The organism is Prauserella muralis, assembly GCF_003202285.1.
Taxonomy (GTDB): domain Bacteria; phylum Actinomycetota; class Actinomycetes; order Mycobacteriales; family Pseudonocardiaceae; genus Prauserella_B; species Prauserella_B muralis.
The window spans coordinates 212,601-227,618 of record NZ_MASW01000006.1; the positions used below are offsets into that span (position 1 = coordinate 212,601).

At 73.2% G+C, this 15,018-nt stretch carries 16 protein-coding genes; 3 read left to right on the top strand and 13 right to left on the bottom strand.

Features of this window, described 5'->3' with window-relative positions; all coding sequences use genetic code 11:
* Nucleotides 1-6 precede the first annotated feature (6 nt).
* The 5 genes from BAY60_RS26290 to BAY60_RS26310 are packed head-to-tail and all read right to left on the bottom strand — an operon-like array spanning nt 7 to nt 5,564.
* Nucleotides 7-1,101 (bottom strand): acyl-CoA dehydrogenase family protein, encoded by a 1,095-nt coding sequence (locus BAY60_RS26290; RefSeq protein WP_112283906.1) that lies wholly within the window; start codon nt 1,099-1,101, stop codon nt 7-9.
* Nucleotides 1,102-1,103: 2 nt separating this feature from the next.
* Nucleotides 1,104-2,042 carry an acyl-CoA dehydrogenase family protein gene (locus tag BAY60_RS26295; RefSeq protein ID WP_112283908.1) on the bottom strand — a complete coding sequence of 313 codons (939 nt, stop codon included), beginning with the start codon at nt 2,040-2,042 and terminating at the stop codon, nt 1,104-1,106.
* Complete coding sequence (locus BAY60_RS26300) at nt 2,039-3,172, bottom strand: acyl-CoA dehydrogenase family protein (RefSeq protein ID WP_112283910.1); 1,134 nt, start codon at nt 3,170-3,172, stop codon at nt 2,039-2,041. Before BAY60_RS26300 ends, BAY60_RS26295 begins: the two co-directional genes overlap by 4 nt.
* The gene (locus BAY60_RS26305) at nt 3,172-4,011 is read right to left on the bottom strand and encodes an enoyl-CoA hydratase (protein WP_112283912.1); all 840 of its coding nucleotides are present in this window, start codon (nt 4,009-4,011) and stop codon (nt 3,172-3,174) included. The genes BAY60_RS26300 and BAY60_RS26305 overlap by 1 nt, the downstream gene beginning before the upstream one ends.
* On the bottom strand, nt 4,008-5,564 hold the full coding sequence (locus BAY60_RS26310) for a FadD3 family acyl-CoA ligase (protein ID WP_112283914.1): 1,557 nt from the start codon (nt 5,562-5,564) through the stop codon (nt 4,008-4,010). The genes BAY60_RS26305 and BAY60_RS26310 overlap by 4 nt, the downstream gene beginning before the upstream one ends.
* 72 nt (nt 5,565-5,636) lie before the next feature.
* On the opposite strand from BAY60_RS26310, the gene BAY60_RS26315 reads away from it, so the two are divergent.
* Genes BAY60_RS26315 through BAY60_RS26325 form a run of 3 tightly spaced genes read left to right on the top strand, consistent with a single transcriptional unit; the run spans nt 5,637 to nt 8,786 of the window.
* On the top strand, nt 5,637-6,857 hold the full coding sequence (locus BAY60_RS26315; protein WP_112283916.1) for an acyl-CoA dehydrogenase family protein: 1,221 nt from the start codon (nt 5,637-5,639) through the stop codon (nt 6,855-6,857).
* On the top strand, nt 6,854-7,624 hold the full coding sequence (locus BAY60_RS26320; RefSeq protein ID WP_112283918.1) for an SDR family oxidoreductase: 771 nt from the start codon (nt 6,854-6,856) through the stop codon (nt 7,622-7,624). The genes BAY60_RS26315 and BAY60_RS26320 overlap by 4 nt, the downstream gene beginning before the upstream one ends.
* 10 nt (nt 7,625-7,634) lie before the next feature.
* The gene (locus BAY60_RS26325; RefSeq protein ID WP_112283919.1) at nt 7,635-8,786 is read left to right on the top strand and encodes an acetyl-CoA C-acetyltransferase; all 1,152 of its coding nucleotides are present in this window, start codon (nt 7,635-7,637) and stop codon (nt 8,784-8,786) included.
* 79 nt (nt 8,787-8,865) lie between these two features.
* Here BAY60_RS26325 and BAY60_RS26330 read toward each other — a convergent pair whose 3' ends face one another.
* The 8 genes from BAY60_RS26330 to BAY60_RS26365 all read right to left on the bottom strand — a co-directional run bounded on the left by BAY60_RS26330 (nt 8,866) and on the right by BAY60_RS26365 (nt 14,837).
* Nucleotides 8,866-9,297: a PPOX class F420-dependent oxidoreductase gene (locus BAY60_RS26330; RefSeq protein WP_112283920.1), complete on the bottom strand. Its 432-nt coding sequence runs from the start codon at nt 9,295-9,297 to the stop codon at nt 8,866-8,868.
* Nucleotides 9,298-9,330: 33 nt separating this feature from the next.
* Nucleotides 9,331-9,636 carry an imine reductase family protein gene (locus BAY60_RS26335; RefSeq protein ID WP_112283922.1) on the bottom strand — a complete coding sequence of 102 codons (306 nt, stop codon included), beginning with the start codon at nt 9,634-9,636 and terminating at the stop codon, nt 9,331-9,333.
* 100 nt (nt 9,637-9,736) lie between these two features.
* Nucleotides 9,737-10,789 (bottom strand): NAD(P)H-dependent flavin oxidoreductase, encoded by a 1,053-nt coding sequence (locus BAY60_RS26340; RefSeq protein WP_112284625.1) that lies wholly within the window; start codon nt 10,787-10,789, stop codon nt 9,737-9,739.
* 8 nt (nt 10,790-10,797) lie between these two features.
* Nucleotides 10,798-11,538, bottom strand: a complete 741-nt coding sequence (locus BAY60_RS26345; RefSeq protein WP_112283924.1) for a CoA-transferase subunit beta — start codon at nt 11,536-11,538, stop codon at nt 10,798-10,800.
* Nucleotides 11,535-12,401 (bottom strand): CoA transferase subunit A, encoded by an 867-nt coding sequence (locus BAY60_RS26350; protein WP_112283926.1) that lies wholly within the window; start codon nt 12,399-12,401, stop codon nt 11,535-11,537. The genes BAY60_RS26345 and BAY60_RS26350 overlap by 4 nt, the downstream gene beginning before the upstream one ends.
* A 5-nt stretch (nt 12,402-12,406) precedes the next feature.
* Entirely contained in the window at nt 12,407-13,159 is a 753-nt protein-coding gene (locus BAY60_RS26355; protein ID WP_112283928.1) for an enoyl-CoA hydratase family protein, read from the bottom strand.
* Nucleotides 13,159-14,067: an SDR family oxidoreductase gene (locus BAY60_RS26360; RefSeq protein ID WP_112283930.1), complete on the bottom strand. Its 909-nt coding sequence runs from the start codon at nt 14,065-14,067 to the stop codon at nt 13,159-13,161. The genes BAY60_RS26355 and BAY60_RS26360 overlap by 1 nt, the downstream gene beginning before the upstream one ends.
* Nucleotides 14,064-14,837, bottom strand: coding sequence for an SDR family oxidoreductase (locus BAY60_RS26365; protein ID WP_170160559.1), 774 nt, complete (start codon nt 14,835-14,837; stop codon nt 14,064-14,066). Before BAY60_RS26365 ends, BAY60_RS26360 begins: the two co-directional genes overlap by 4 nt.
* Nucleotides 14,838-15,018 lie beyond the last annotated feature (181 nt).

Genomic DNA, 15,018 nt, shown 5'->3' on the forward strand with positions numbered 1-15,018 from the left:
TCCTGCTCACTCGATGCCCGCCGCCGCACCGAGTTCCGCGACGTGGCGGTCTGGCTGGCCGAACAGCTGGGCGCCACCGTGCGCCCGCTTGAAAAAGAGATGCGCGTCATGCTCCCACGTGATCGCGATGCCGCCGTGGAGCTGGATCATCTCCGCGGTGACGTGCTGCGCGGCCCGCGCGCAGCACACGGCGGCCACCGCGGCGTCCAGGGGCAGCTCGGCGGAATCGGCCAGCGCCGACAGCAGAGCGGCGTGCACGGCGGAGCGGGCGGCCTCCAGCTCGACGAAGGCGTCGGCCATGCGATGCTTGAGCGCCTGGAACGAGCCGATGGGCCTGCCGAACTGCCTGCGCTGGGCGGTGTACTCGACGGTCAGCTCCAGCGCGCGCTCGGCGACGCCGGTCTGCTCGGCGGCCAGCGCCACCAGCGCGAGATCCCGCACCAGGCGCAACGCCGCCGTGGCGTCGCCGTTCCCGACGCGCCGCGCGGGCGTCCGGCGGAACGTGACGGTGGCGAGCCTGCGCGTCGGATCCAGCGCCGGAGTGTGCGCCCGGCGCAGCCCCGCGGCGCCGGGCTCCACCTCGAACAGCCCCGTGCCGTCGGGGGTGCGGGCGGCGACGAGGAGCATGTCGGCGCTGTCGCCGTCGAGCACGTAGTGTGCCGTGCCGTCCAGCGCGGAGTCCTCGGCCGTGACCGCCGGCGCCTCGGGCGAGAGGCCGCCGTCGGGGCCACTCCAGGCGAGCGCCGCGACGCTGCCGCCGTCGGCGATGGCCGGCAGCAGCCGGGCGCAGACCCGCTCGTCGCCGGTGGCCTGCAGCGCGGTCGCCGCCAGCACGGCCGAGCCGAGCAGCGGGCTGGGGGTGAGCGTGCGGCCGAGTTCGTGCAGCACGACGCAGACCTCGGCCAGCGTGGCGCCCGCGCCGCCGTGCCGTTCAGGGATGGCCAGCCCGGCCACGCCGATCTGCTCGCACAGCAGCGACCACAGCTTGTCGTCGTAGCCGTGCGGGGCCTCGGCGGCCGTGCGCGGGTCGGAATGCCTGGCCAGCAGCGCCCGCACGGCCTCGCGCAGTGCCCTGGCCTCGTCACTGGTCGTGGGATCCATGGTCACGCTCCCGCCAGGACGCGGGCCCGGTGGTAGGCGCCGCCGCCCCACGCCCCGGTGAGCGCGCGCACCCTCGTGAGCCAGAGGCCGAGGTGGTGCTCGGCGGTGTAGCCGATGGCGCCGTGGACCTGCAGCGCGGCGCGGGCGGCGAGGTAGGCGGCCTCGCCCGCGGCGGCCTTGGCCGCGGAGACGTCGCGGGCGGTCGCGGTGACGGCGGCGCCGTGCACGAGCGGCCTCGCCAGCTCCAGCCGGGTCACCACGTCGGCGAGCAGGTGCTTGAGCGCCTGGTAGGAGCCGATGGGCCTGCCGTACTGGTGGCGCTGCCGGGCGTAGGCGGCCGCCTCGTCGAGCAGCCGCTGCCCCGCGCCGAGCAGCTCCGCGGCCACCGCCAGCACGCCTGCCTCGAACGCCGAACCGTCGGTGGCGCCCAGCGCGCCGCCCGTGCCCGCGACCCGGAACAGCCGCCGCGCGGCGTCCACCGAACGCACGGGCTCGGTCTCCGGCTCCCCGCGGTACACGGCGCCGTTCTCCACGAGCAGCACGAGCCCGGCGACATCGGCGTCCAGCGCGTACGGCACGTGCGGCGGCAGGGCGACCGTGGCCAGCAGCCGCCCCGCGGCCAGCGCACGCAGCCGCTCGCCGTCGCCGAGCAGGGCGGGCGCGACGGCGACCGACTCGGCCAGCGGCCCCGGCACGGCGTGATAGCCGAGCACCTCGAAGGCGATCACGAGATCGGTGAGCCCGGCACCGAGACCGTCGCACTCCTCGGGCACCCGCAGCGCCGTCACGCCGAGGTCGGCGAGGTCGCGCCAGAGCTTGAGCCCCGGCTCGGGACGGCCCTCGGCCCACGCGCGGACGGCGCCGGGCGTGTCGGCGCCGGACAGCAGGTCGTGCAGGCTGGCCGCGAACTGTCGCTGCTCGGGCGACGGCGTGAACCTCATCGCGCCTCCCGGGGCAGGCCGAGCAGGCGTTCGGCGATCGTGTTGCGCTGGATCTGGTCGGTGCCGCCGTAGATCGGGCCTGCCAGCGCGAACAGGTAGCCGTCGGTCCACGGCCCGGCGAGTTCGCCGTCGGCGCCGAGCAGGTCGAGCGCGGTCTCGTGCAGTCCGAGGTCGAGGTGCGACCAGTACAGCTTGTTCACGCTGGACTCGGGGCCGAGCTGCCCGCCCTCGGCCAGCCGGGTGGCGGTGCCGTAGGTGTAGAGCTGGTAGGCACGGGCGCCGATCCAGGCGTCGGCCACCCGCTCCGCCGCCCACTCCGGCTCGCCCCGCTGCCGCCACAGGTCCACGAGCCGGTCGGCGGCGGCGAGGAACCGCCCCGGGCTGCGCAGCGAAAGGCCACGCTCGTTGTTGGCGGTGGTCATGGCGACCCGCCAGCCGTTGCCCGGCTCGCCGATCACGTCGGCGTCGGGGACGAACACCTCGTCGAGGAAGATCTCGGCGAAGCCCGGCTCGCCGTCGAGCTGCGGGATCGGCCGCACGGTGACGCCGTCGGCGCGCAGGTCGATCATGAAGTACGTCAGGCCGTGGTGGCGGCTGGAGGAGGGATCGGAGCGGAACAGGCCGAAGGCGCGGTCGGCGAACGCGGCGCGCGAGCTCCACGTCTTCTGCCCCGAGAGCAGCCAGCCGCCGTCCGTGCGCTCGGCCCGGCTGCGCAGGGCGGCGATGTCGCTGCCCGCCTCCGGTTCCGACCACGCCTGCGCCCACACCTGCTCGCCGCGGGCCATCGCGGGCAGGATGCGGTCGCGCTGCTCGGCGGTGCCGTGGGCGAACAGGGTGGGCGCGAGCATGAAGATCCCGTTCTGGCTCACCCTGCCCGGGGCCCCCGCGGCGTAGTACTCCTCCTCGAACACCAGCCACTGCACCAGCGACGCCTCGCGCCCGGTGTACTCGCGGGGCCAGGTGACCACCGACAGCCGCGCCCGCGCCAGCGTCGCCTCCCACTCGCGGTGCGCGGCGAAGCCCTCTGCGGTGTCCATCGACGGCAGGCCGGGCCGCGGCACGTGCTCGGCGAGCCAGCCGCGCACCTCGCCGCGAAAGTCCAGCGTGGCGGCGTCCAGGTCGAGGTCCATCAGCGGTTTCCGTCCCGCATCGAACGCGCCGTCTGCCCGCCCAGCGAGTCGGCGGAGGTCTCGGCGTTGTGGGCGTGGGCGAAGTGGTGCAGCCCGAACACCGAGTCCATTCCCGACCGCAGGCCCATCAGGTCCTCGGCCTGGTTCACCGCCTTCTTCGCCAGCGCCAGGCCGAACTGCGGCATGCCGGCGATGGTCTCGGCCAGCTCCATGGTGTGCTGCTCCAGGTCGGCCCGGGGCACGACCCTGCTGACCATGCCCCACTCCCTGGCCCGGTGGACGTCGAAGCGCTCGCCGGTGAACAGCACCTCCTTGGCCGCGCGCGGGCCCAGCACCCAGGGGTGCGCGAAGTACTCCACACCCGGGATGCCCATGCGGACCACCGGGTCGGCGAAGAACGCGTCGTCGGCGGCCACGATCAGGTCGCACACCCACGCGAGCATGAGCCCGCCCGCGATGCACGCCCCCTGGACCGACGCGATCATCGGCTTGGGGATCTCGCGCCACCGGCGGCACATCCCGAGATACACCTCGGACTCCCTGGCGAACCGCCGGTCGCCGCCGTCACGCTCGGTGTGGTCCCACCACAGCACGGCCCTGCGGTCGAACGGCTGGTCCGCGTCGCGCTCCGGCGAGCCGATGTCGTGCCCCGCCGAGAAGTGCTTGCCCTCGCCCGCGAGCACGATCACCGTCACGTCCGGGTCGTTCACGGCGCGGGCGAACGCGTCGTCCAGCGCGTAGGTCATCGCGGAGTTCTGCGCGTTGCGGTATTCCGGGCGGTTCATCGTCACCACCGCGACCGCGCCGCGGCGCTCGTAGCGGACGACGTCCTCACTCATACCTTCTCCTTGCCGAGCAGTCGCTTGAGCACCTTCCCCGACGCGTTGCGGGGCAGTTCGGGCACGAACGCGACCGAGCGGGGCCGCTTGTAGTTGGCCAGCCTCGGCGCGCAGTGGCCAAGCACCGCGTCCTCGGTCAGCTCGCCGTCGGCGACGACGAACGCCTTGCCGACCTCGCCGAGCCGCTCGTCCGGCACGCCCACCACGGCGACGTCGCGCACGCCGTCCAGCCTGGCGAGCACCTGCTCGACCTCGGCCGGGTACACGTTGAACCCGCCGCAGACGTACATGTCCTTGAGGCGGTCGGTGATGCTGAGGTTGCCCGCGTCGTCGAGCACGCCGACGTCGCCGGTGTGCAGCCAGCCGTCGGCGTCGATCGCCTTCGTGGTGGCCTCGGGGTCGTCGAGGTAGCCGAGCATGACGTTGGGCCCGCGCAGCAGCACCTCGCCGTCGGCGCCGATCGCGACCTCGAACCCGGCGGCCGCGCGGCCGGACGTGCGCGACACGACCGCCGCGTCGTCGCCGGGACGGCACATGGTGGCCACGACCGCCTCGGTGAGCCCGTAGGCGGTGAGCACGGTCTCGAAGCCGAGGTCGGAACGCAGGCGCTCCACGAGCACCTGCGGCACGGTGGCCGCGCCGGTGACGGCAAGACGCAATGACGCGGTGTCGCGGTCGCGCCGGGCAGGCTCGTGCAGCAGCGTCTGGAAGATGGTCGGCGCGCCGGGCAGCACGGAGACGCGCTCGCGTTCGATCAGCTCCAGCGTGCGGGCGGCGTCGAACACGGCCTGCGGCAGCAGGGTCGCGCCGGTGAGCAGGCACACGAGGATGCCGGCCTTGTAGCCGAAGCTGTGGAAGAACGGGTTGACGACGAGGTAGCGGTCCTCGGCGGCGACCTCGCCGCACCCTGCCCACGCGGCGGCGACCGCGAGCGCCTGCCGGTGTGCCGACAGCACGCCCTTGCTGCGGCCGGTGGTGCCGGAGGTGTAGAGGATGTCGCTGACGTCGTCCGCGCCGACCGCGTCGGCCCTGGCCTCCACCTCGGCGAGCGGGACGCGCGCGGCGACGCGGTCGAGGTCCGGCCAGTCGTGGACGCCCTCGGCGGGTTCGAGCGGCCCCGGCAGCGGCACGCGCACGATCGTGCGCAGCGCGGGCAGCCCGTCGGGGCCCGCCGCCTCGCGGATCGCGGCGAGCCGGTCGGCGCCGAGGAAGTCGCCCGCCACGACGAGGGCACGGGCGCCGCTGCGGCGCAGCAGGTCCACGGTCTCCGGGCCGGTGAACCGGGTGTTGACCGGCACCAGGCTCGCCCCGGCGTACTGGGCGCCGAGGGCGGCGGCGAGCCAATGGTGCGTGTTGGGCGAGTTGACGGCCACCCGGTCGCCGGGCCGGACGCCCTCGGCGACGAGGAACCGCGCCACCGTGCGAACGCGTTCTAGCAAGTCGGCGTACGTCAGCCGCACGTCACCGTCCACCACGGCCTCGCGGGAACCGAACCGCTCGGCCGCACGCCGCACGGCCTCGGGGATCGAACCGGGCAGCTGCTCAGCGGCCATCTCGCTCCCTCGCTGGACGCCAAATCTAGAACGTGTTCTCATTATGCTAGCGCACGGTAGCAGGAGGCACGGGTGGAAGACCACGCACGATTCCGGCGGGAGATCGCGGACTGGCTGGCCGCGAACCTCACCGGAGAGTTCGCCGAGCTGCGCGGGCTGGGCGGCCCCGGACGCGAGCACGAGGCGTTCGAGAAACGGCTGGCCTGGGAGCGGCACCTGGCGTCGGCGGGCTGGACGTGCGTGGGCTGGCCACGGGAGTTCGGCGGGCGCGGGCTCTCGCTGGCCGAGCAGGTGATCTTCCACGAGGAGTACGCGGCCTCCGGTGCCCCGGCCAGGGTCGGCCACCTCGGCGAGCAGCTGCTGGGCCCGACGCTCATCGCCTTCGGCACGCCCGAGCAGCAGCGGCGCTTCCTGCCGAGGATCGTGGCGGTGGAGGAGCTGTGGTGCCAGGGCTACTCGGAACCGGGTGCGGGCTCGGACCTGGCCGCCGTGTCCACCTCGGCCCGCCGCGACGGTGACCACTGGGTGATCACGGGCCAGAAGATCTGGACGTCACTGGCGCACGTGGCGGACTGGTGTTTCGTGCTGGCGCGCACGGAACCGGGCTCCACGCGGCACGCCGGGCTGTCCTACCTGCTGGTGCCGCTGCGCCAGGACGGCGTGACCGTGCGGCCGATCCGGCAGCTCACCGGCACCTCGGAGTTCAACGAGGTGTTCTTCGACGGCGCGCGCACGCCCGCCGACCTGGTGGTCGGCGCGCCCGGCGACGGGTGGACGGTGGCGATGGCCACGCTCGGGTTCGAGCGCGGCGTGTCGACCCTCGGCCAGCAGATCGGCTTCCGCCGGGAGCTGGAGGGCATCATCGAGCAGGCCCGCCGCACCGGCACGATCGACGATCCCGTGCTGCGAGCCGACCTCACGCGGGCCTGGATCGGGCTGCGGGTGCTGCGCGCGCACGCGCTGCGCACGCTGGAGCGCGAGCCGGGCCCCGACGTGGCGGTGGGCAAGCTGCTGTGGGCGCAGTGGCATCGCGGGCTCGGCGAGCTGGCGATGCGAGCCCGCGGCGCGCGGTCGATGGTCCACGACGGCGATCTCGACGAGTGGCAGCGGCTGTACCTGTTCTCCCGCGCCGACACCATCTACGGCGGCTCGGACGAGATCGAGCGCAACATCATCGCCGAGCGGGTGCTCGGCCTGCCGAAGGAGGGCAGGGCGGGCGACACTGGCGAAGCCCCGTCCGCCCTGGCCGACCGGGTGCGGGTGTCCCGCAGAACAAAGGAGGTCAGGGCGTGATCCCCGAGTACCCGCGGGGCCGGGATCTGCTCGCGGGCAAGGTCGTCGTCGTCACCGCCGCCGCGGGCACCGGCATCGGCGCGGCCGTGGCCCGCCGCTGCCTCGAGGAGGGCGCGGTGGTGGTGGTGAGCGACCACCACGAGCGGCGGCTCGCCGAGAAGGCCGCCGAGCTGAGCGCACTGGGCAAGGTGCACGCGATCCCGTGCGACGTCACCGCCGAGGAGCAGGTCCAGCGTCTCGTCGCGGGCACGGTCGAGCAGTTCGGCCGCCTGGACGTGCTGGTGAACAACGCCGGGCTCGGCGGTACGGCGTCGGTGCTGGACATGACCGACGAGCAGTGGTCGCGGGTGCTGGACGTGACCCTGACCGGCACGTTCCGCTGCACGCGGGCCGCGCTGCGCCGGTTCGTCGAGCAGGGCGGCGGCGGGGTGATCGTCAACAACGCCTCGGTGGTCGGGTGGCGGGCGCAGGCCGGGCAGGCGCACTACGCGGCGGCCAAGGCCGGGGTGATGGCACTGACCCGCTGCTCCGCGCTGGACGCCGCCGAGCACGGCGTGCGCGTCAACGCCGTCGCGCCGAGCCTGGCCAAGCACCCGTTCCTGGCGAAGGTGACCAGTGAGGAACTGCTGGACGAGCTGGAGCGGCAGGAGGCGTTCGGCCGCGCCGCCGAGCCGTGGGAGGTCGCCAACGTGATGGTGTTCCTCGCCAGCGACTACGCCAGCTACCTGACCGGTGAGGTCGTCTCCGTCTCCAGCCAGCATCCGTAGGAGGACATTCGTGACCGAGGCATACCTGCTCGACGCGGCGCGCACGCCGGTCGGCAAGCGCGGTGGCGCGCTGTCCACTGTGCACTCCGCCGACCTGGCCGCGCACATCCTGCGCGCGGTGGTGGAGCGCACCGGCGTCGACCCGGCGCTCGTGGACGACGTCATCCTCGGCTGCACCGACACGCTGGGCTCGCAGGCGGGCAACATCGCGCGCACGGCGTGGCTGGCCGCGGGGCTGCCCGACCACGTGCCGGGGGTGACCGTCGACCGGCAGTGCGGCTCCAGCCAGCAGGCCGTGCACTTCGCCGCGCAGGCCGTGCTGTCGGGCACGATGGATCTCGTCGTTGCGGGCGGCGTGCAGAACATGAGCCAGATCCCGATCAGCGCGGCGATGCTCGCCGGGCGGGAGTACGGCTTCGACGACCCGTTCTCCGGCTCCAAGGGCTGGCAGGAACGCTACGGCAGCGCCGAGATCTCCCAGTTCCGCAGTGCCGACATGATCGCCGAGCACTGGGACATCGGCAGGGAGGCGATGGAGGCCTACGCCTACCGCAGCCACCAGCGGGCGGTGACCGCGATCGACGAGGGCCGGTTCGACGCCGAGATCGTTTCCTTCCACGGCCTCGCGCAGGACGAGGGGCCACGCCGTGACACCAGCCTCGAGCGGATGGCCGCGCTGGCGCCGTTGTCGGAGGGTTCCCGGCTGACCGCCGCCGTCGCCAGCCAGATCTCCGACGCCGCCAGCGCGGCCGTCGTCGCGTCCGAGGCGTTCGTGCGCGAGCACGGGCTGACGCCGCGAGCCCGCATCCACCACCTGTCGGTGCGGGCAGCGGACCCGGTGTGGATGCTCACCGGGCCGATCCCGGCGACGTCCCATGCGTTGCGCAAGGCCGGGCTGACCGTGGCCGACATCGACCTGTTCGAGGTGAACGAGGCCTTCGCCAGCGTGGTGCTCGCCTGGCTGGACGAGACCGGGGCCGACCCGGAGCGCGTGAACGTCAACGGCGGCGGTATCGCGCTGGGCCATCCCATCGGCGCCACCGGAACCAAGCTGCTCGCCACGCTGCTGCACGAACTGGAGCGCCGCGGCGGCCGCTACGGCCTGCAGACGATGTGCGAGGGCGGCGGAACCGCCAACGTCACCATCATCGAACGCCTCTGACCCGCGAGTCCTGCACTCAAACCCGCGAGTCCTGCACTCAGGCCCGCGAGTCCTGCGTTCAAGCCCGCGAGTTCTGCGCTCAGCGCAGCTTGTCGCCGTACACGTGCTCGACCGTCATCGTCATGAGCACCCTGCGGTCGGAGACCATCACCGACCGGTACTCGGCCCAGTCCGGATGCTCGCCCGCGGCGATGCGGTAGTAACGCACCAGCGCCTCGACCTCCGGGCCGTGCGGATCGGTGCCCGGCCCGGTCAACGTCACCGGGCCTTCGGCCGTGGCCCACGCCCAGCCGTCGGCGCTGGTGACCTGGAGCGCGGCGCGGGGATCCCGGCGCAGGTTGTTCGTCTTCGCGCGGCCCTCCGTCATGGACACGTAGATGACGCCGGCGTCCCGGTCATAGCACGGCGTGACTGGAGACAGCTGGGGCATCCCGTTCGCCTTGATGGTCGCGAGGACGCCGAGCCTGCTGTCGGCGAGCAGGGCGCGTGGGTCGAATGCCGCGTCGGTCATGCGCGTTCCCCCGGGGTTTGCGGAACTGTTCGATCAGCGCAGCGTAGCCCTCGCCGCCGTGCCCGTCGGCGAGGGCGCGCCCGGCGAGCCTCGGCAACTCCGTGCCCAAGCCGACGCCTCACTTTCGGTGACCAGGTTGCGCATCGCGGCCAGGTGCGTGCCGACGGTGGCGTCCAGCGCCGGGTAGGTGCCGTCGTCCATCTGCCGCGCGTATCCGGGCAGCCAGCCGGACACCGTCTCGACCGCCCTGGTCGCGAACGGCAGGAACGCCGAGGCACTGATCCTCGCCGCGCCGAGCAGCGCGGCGCCGTGCAGGAAGCCGTTGAGAATGTTCCACATCACGCGGTCCTGCTGCCGTGAACGCAGAACTCGCGGGCCTGAACGCAGAACTCGCGGGCCTGAACGCAGGACTCGCGGGCCTGAGTGCAGGACTCGCGGGTCAGGTCAGCAGGGCCGGCAGGCGGCGGAGGGTGTCGGCGGCGTCGGTGACCACGCGGTCGATCAGTTCGGCGACGGTGGGCAGGTCGTCGAGCATGCCCACGACCTGGCCGGAGGCGAGGACGCCGGCGTCGGTGCGGCCCTCGACCAGACCGGAACGCAGCAGCATCGGCGTGTTGGCGGCCATCACGAGCTGGCTCCACGTCAGGTCGTTGCCGTGTTTCATCGCCAGCCCCTCGCGGACCATGGCGGGCAGCGACAGCCCGGTCAGTGCCCGGAAACGCAGCGCGTTGCGTGCCGCCTGCACGACACCGCGCACCCGGCCCGCCCGCTCCAGCCGCTCCACCAGATCGGTGCGCAGCACCCTGTGCGGCAAACCGTCCACTTTGGTCGTCACGACGGTGCCGCCGAGCGACTGGGCGAGGTAGAACTCCTTCACCGCGTCGGGCACCGTGCTCTCCTTGGTGAGCAGGAACCGGGTGCCCATCGCGACGCCCGCCGCACCGTAGGCCAGTGCCGCCGCGAGCCCGCGGCCGTCGAAGAACCCGCCCGCCGCGACCACCGGGATGTCCACCGCGTCGAGCACCGACGGCAGCAGCAGCGTGGTCGCCACACCGCCGGTGTGCCCGCCGCCCTCGCCGCCCTGCACGATCACCGCGTCGGCACCCCAGCCCGCCACCTTCTCGGCGTGCCGGGCCGCGCCCACCGACGGGATCACCACCACGCCGTTGTCCTTGAGCTCGGCGATCAGCTCGCGGCGCGGGGCGAGCGCGAACGACGCCACCCGCACCCCCTCGGCGATGAGCAGCCGCACCCGCTCGGCCGCGTCGTCGGCGTCGGCCCGCAGGTTGACGCCGAACGGCTTGCCCGTGCGCCGCTTGGTCTCGGCGACGGCGGCGGCGAGCTCGTCGAAGGTCATGGTGGCCGAGGCGAGAATGCCGAGCCCGCCCGCCTCGGCGGTCGCCGACACCAGGCGCGGGCCCGCGACCCAGCCCATCCCCGTCTGCACGACCGGGTGCGCCACGCCGGTGAGCCGGGTGAGCGCCGTGTCCAGCACCGGTGTCACGACGGCACTTCCTTCTCCCGCAACGCCTCCGGGTCGAGCACCTCGCGGATCAGCCGCAGCTCATCGGCGGTCGGCTCCCGGCTCGTCCCGGCGCCCTCGGTGTCCACGTCGAACGACGTCGCATCGCGAATCTGCTCCACCGTCACGCCCGGATGGGCCGACAGCAGCCGCATCCGGTTGTCCGGCGTCGCGAAGTCGAACACGCCGAGGTTGGTCACCACGCGGTAGACGTCGTGGAACCGCCGCGCCGAGTAACCCACCTTGGCGGCGTTGTCGTAGCCGACCCCGGACACGACGTCGACGGACTCGACGAACACGCGCCTGCTGTGCCGCGGCACCCAGTAGCTGGTGCGGTGGTTGACGGTGTTGCCGGGCGCACCCCGCACGCCGAGCAGCTGCTTGGCCGGCTTGGCGTGGTCACCGATGGCGGAGATGTTCTGGTTGCCGTAGCGGTCGATCTGGTTGGCGCCCATCAGCACGTGCCTGCGGCCGTGCGGCACGATCAGCTCCAGCATCTTGCGGAACGGCTGCCAGCCCTCCACCTCGCCGTCCGCCGTCACCAGCAGCGCCTCGCCGTCCGACAGCAGCAGGTCCGGCGCGAACGTCAGCCGCGCCAGTTTCGCGCCCAGCGACGGAATCAGGCCCATCGGGCTCACGAGCGTGTCTCCGTCACCGCGGAATAGCTCCGCGACGGCCACCACCGCCACCTCGGCCCTGCTCGCCTCGCCGCCGCTCATCGGCTCTCCTCCGTGAACCTCGTCACCTCGTGCTGGTAGGCCTTCTCGTCGCCGGCCAGGAAGCGGTCGGCGAACTCCGGCCAGCGGCCGGGATCCTTGGCGCACTCGGCGTAGTGACGCTGGAAGCGCTCGTCGCGGCCGTAGTCGGGCACGGCCGTGGTGAAGTGCGCGCCGTGCGGCGACTCGACGACGGCGTCCACAGTGGAGCGGTTGAGCAGCAGCGACTGCACCGGCCCCTCCTCGGTGAGGGTGGCCGTGTCCACGACCTTCTCCACGGAGACGAACCGCCGCGTGGCCGCGAGGCAGAACAGGTCGTCGAAGTACGGGTCCGGCCCGAGGTACTGGGCGTTTCCGTGCGGGTCTGCGCGGTTGAGGTGCACGAAGGCGACGTCGAGCCGCTGCGCGGGCACGGCCACCAGCTCCTCGCCGTCGGCGTAGGGCGAGCGGACCGTGCGCAGCCGCGGGTTCACCCGCAGCACGTCGGACCCCAGCCCCGCGCGCGTGGGCAGGAACGGCAGCCGCTGCGCCGCCGCCGACAGCGCGGCGGCGAACATGCCCTCGTCGTACTCGGTGACCTCGATCGAGCCCTCCTGCCGGGCCCGGCCGAACCACGGGTCGTACGGGATGGTGTCGAGCGTGACGAACCCGAACACCACCCGGCGCACCTTGCCCGCCGCGACGAGCAGCCCCACGTCCGGCCCGCCGTAGGAGACCACGGTGAGGTCCCTGACCGGCGAGCGCAGGATCGCGCGCACCAGCGCCATCGGTTTGCGCCGCGAGCCCCAGCCGCCGATGCCGATCGTCATGCCATCCGCCAGCTCGGCCACGACCTCGTCGGCGGTGGCGGTCTTGTCCGTCCTCATCCCCGTCACCCTGTCGCCTTCCCGTCCAGGAACGCCTGCCGTGCCTCGTCGGAAGCGCCCAGCAGGTTCAGCTCGAACGTGAACCCCTGCTCGAAGCGGTAGCTGCGGTGCACGTGCTGGGTGTCGATGCCGTTGAGCGCCTCCTTGGCCGCGCGGATCACCCGCGGGTCCTTGGCGGCGATGTCGCGCGCGACGTCCACCGCGGCCTCGTCCAGCTCCGCGCGCGGCACCACCCGGTACACCGACCCGAACTCGTGCAGCTCCGCGGCGGTGACGGTGCGCGCCGTGAAGTACAGCGCGCGCATCAGGTGCTGCGGCACCAGCCGCGCCAGGTGCGTGGCCGCGCCGAGCGCACCCCGCTCCACCTCCGGCACCCCGAACGTCGCGTCGTCGGCCGCCACCACCACGTCGGCGTTGCCCACCAGGCCCACGCCGCCACCGAGGCAGAACCCGTGCACCGCCGCCACCACCGGCACCGCGCAGTCGTACACCGCGCCGAACGCGGCATGGCAGCCCCGGTTGGCGCCCACCAGCGCCTCGTAGCCCGCGCTGCGCTGGATCTCCTTGATGTCCACCCCGGCGTTGAACCCGCGCCCCGCCGCGCGCAGCACCACCACGTGCACGTCCGGGTCCTGCCCGGCTCGGGTCACCGCCTCGGCGAGCTCGAACCAGCCCCGCACGGGCAACGCGTTCACCGGCGGGTAGTCGACGGTGACCACCTGGATGTGGCTTTCGGTCCGCTCGCTGACGATGCCCATCACGACGCTCCGTAGACCGGTTCGGGCTCGGGGGCCTTCTCCAGCAGCTCGGCCACCACCGGCCCCAGCTCGCCGGGCTCCCAGCGGGCTCCCTTGTCCACCGCGGGGCCGTGCCGCCAGCCCTGTGCCAGCGACACCCGGCCGCCCTCGACCTCGAACACCCGGCCGGTGACGTGCGCCGACGCCTCGCTGCCCAGCCACACCACCAGCGGCGAGGTGTTCTCCGGCGCCATCGCGTCGAACCCGGACTCCGGGCGCGCCATGTCGGCGGCGAAGACCTCCTCGGTCATGCGTGTGCGGGCCGCGGGCGCGATGGCGTTGACGGTGACCCCGTAGCGGGCCAGCTCGGCGGCGGCCACCACGGTGAGCCCGGCGATGCCGGCCTTGGCTGCCGAGTAGTTGGCCTGGCCCACGCTGCCCAGCAGCCCCGCGCCGGAACTGGTGTTGACGACCCTCGCGCTGGGCGTGCGTCCTGCCTTGGTCTCGGCCCGCCAGTGCTCGGCGGCGTGCCGCAGCGGCGCGAAGTGGCCCTTGAGGTGCACGCGGATCACCGCGTCCCACTCGTCCTCGCCGAGGTTGACGAGCATCCGGTCGCGCACGAACCCCGCGTTGTTGACCAGCACGTCGAGCCGCCCGAACCGCTCGAGGGCCGTGCCGACCAGCGCACGGGCTTCCGCGAAGTCGGCCACGTCGTGGGTGCTGGCGACCGCCTCGCCGCCGAGGGCCTCGATCTCGGCCACCACGTCGGCGGCGGGCCCCTCGCCGGTCGTGGATCCGTCGAGCGCCACGCCGACGTCGTTGACCACCACCCGCGCGCCCTCGGCGGCGAACGCGAGCGCGTGCGCCCGCCCGATCCCGCGCCCCGCGCCGGTCACGACGACCACGCGGTCCTGGCACACCCCGGTCACGAACCCTCCTCCTGGTTGACGTCCGCCGCGGCGAGAAACGCAGGCACCTCGCCGCCGCCGTGCACGAGCAACGTGGCGCCGGTGACGTACGAGGCCAGCGGCGAGGCGAGGAACACGGCGCAGTCGCCGACCTCGGCCGGTTCGGCGAGCCTGCCCAGCGGCACCGTCTTGCCCACGGCCTCGACCCCGGCCTCGCTGCCGTAGTGCAGCGCGGCCCGCTCGGTGCGCACCATGCCGACGTCGAGCGCGTTGACCCGCACCTTCGGCGCCCACTCCACGGCGAGGCTCGCGGTGAGGTTGTCCAGCCCCGCCTTGGCCGCGCCGTAGGCGGCGGTGCCCGGCGACGGCCGCCGGGCGCTGACGCTGCTCACCATGACGATCGACCCGCCGGTGTCCTGCCGCTGCATCACGGCGTTCGCGTGCTGTGCCACCAGCAGTGGCGCGAGCAGGTTGAGCCCGACGACCTTCTCGTGAAAGCGGGCCGACGCCTCCGCGGCCCGCGCGTACGGTGCTCCGCCCGCGTTGTTGACGAGCACGTCGAGCCGCCCGTGCCGATCAAGAACACGTTTCATCAGCGCGGCCACCTGAGTGGGCTCGCGGACGTCACAGGCCACGAACTCACCGGGCACCTCGGCGGGCTCGGTGCGCGCGCAGGTCACCACGGTGGCGCCGCGATCCAGGAAGGCACGGGCGATTCCGGCGCCGACGCCCCTGACCCCGCCCGTGACGAGCACGACGCTCCCGTCCTGCCGCAGCTCCCGGCCTGGCACCGAGCACCTCCGCTCCTCGACTGCCACAAAACTAGAACACGTTCTCGTCAGGAACAAGCAGCCGCGTCGTGCCGAAAAGTTTCGAACCCCAAAAGAGGCTTGATTCCTCCCCACATTCCGCCACACTGGCTCGTGCACGACCGCGGTGTTTCCGAAAAGTTTCGACGCTACCGACGTGTAC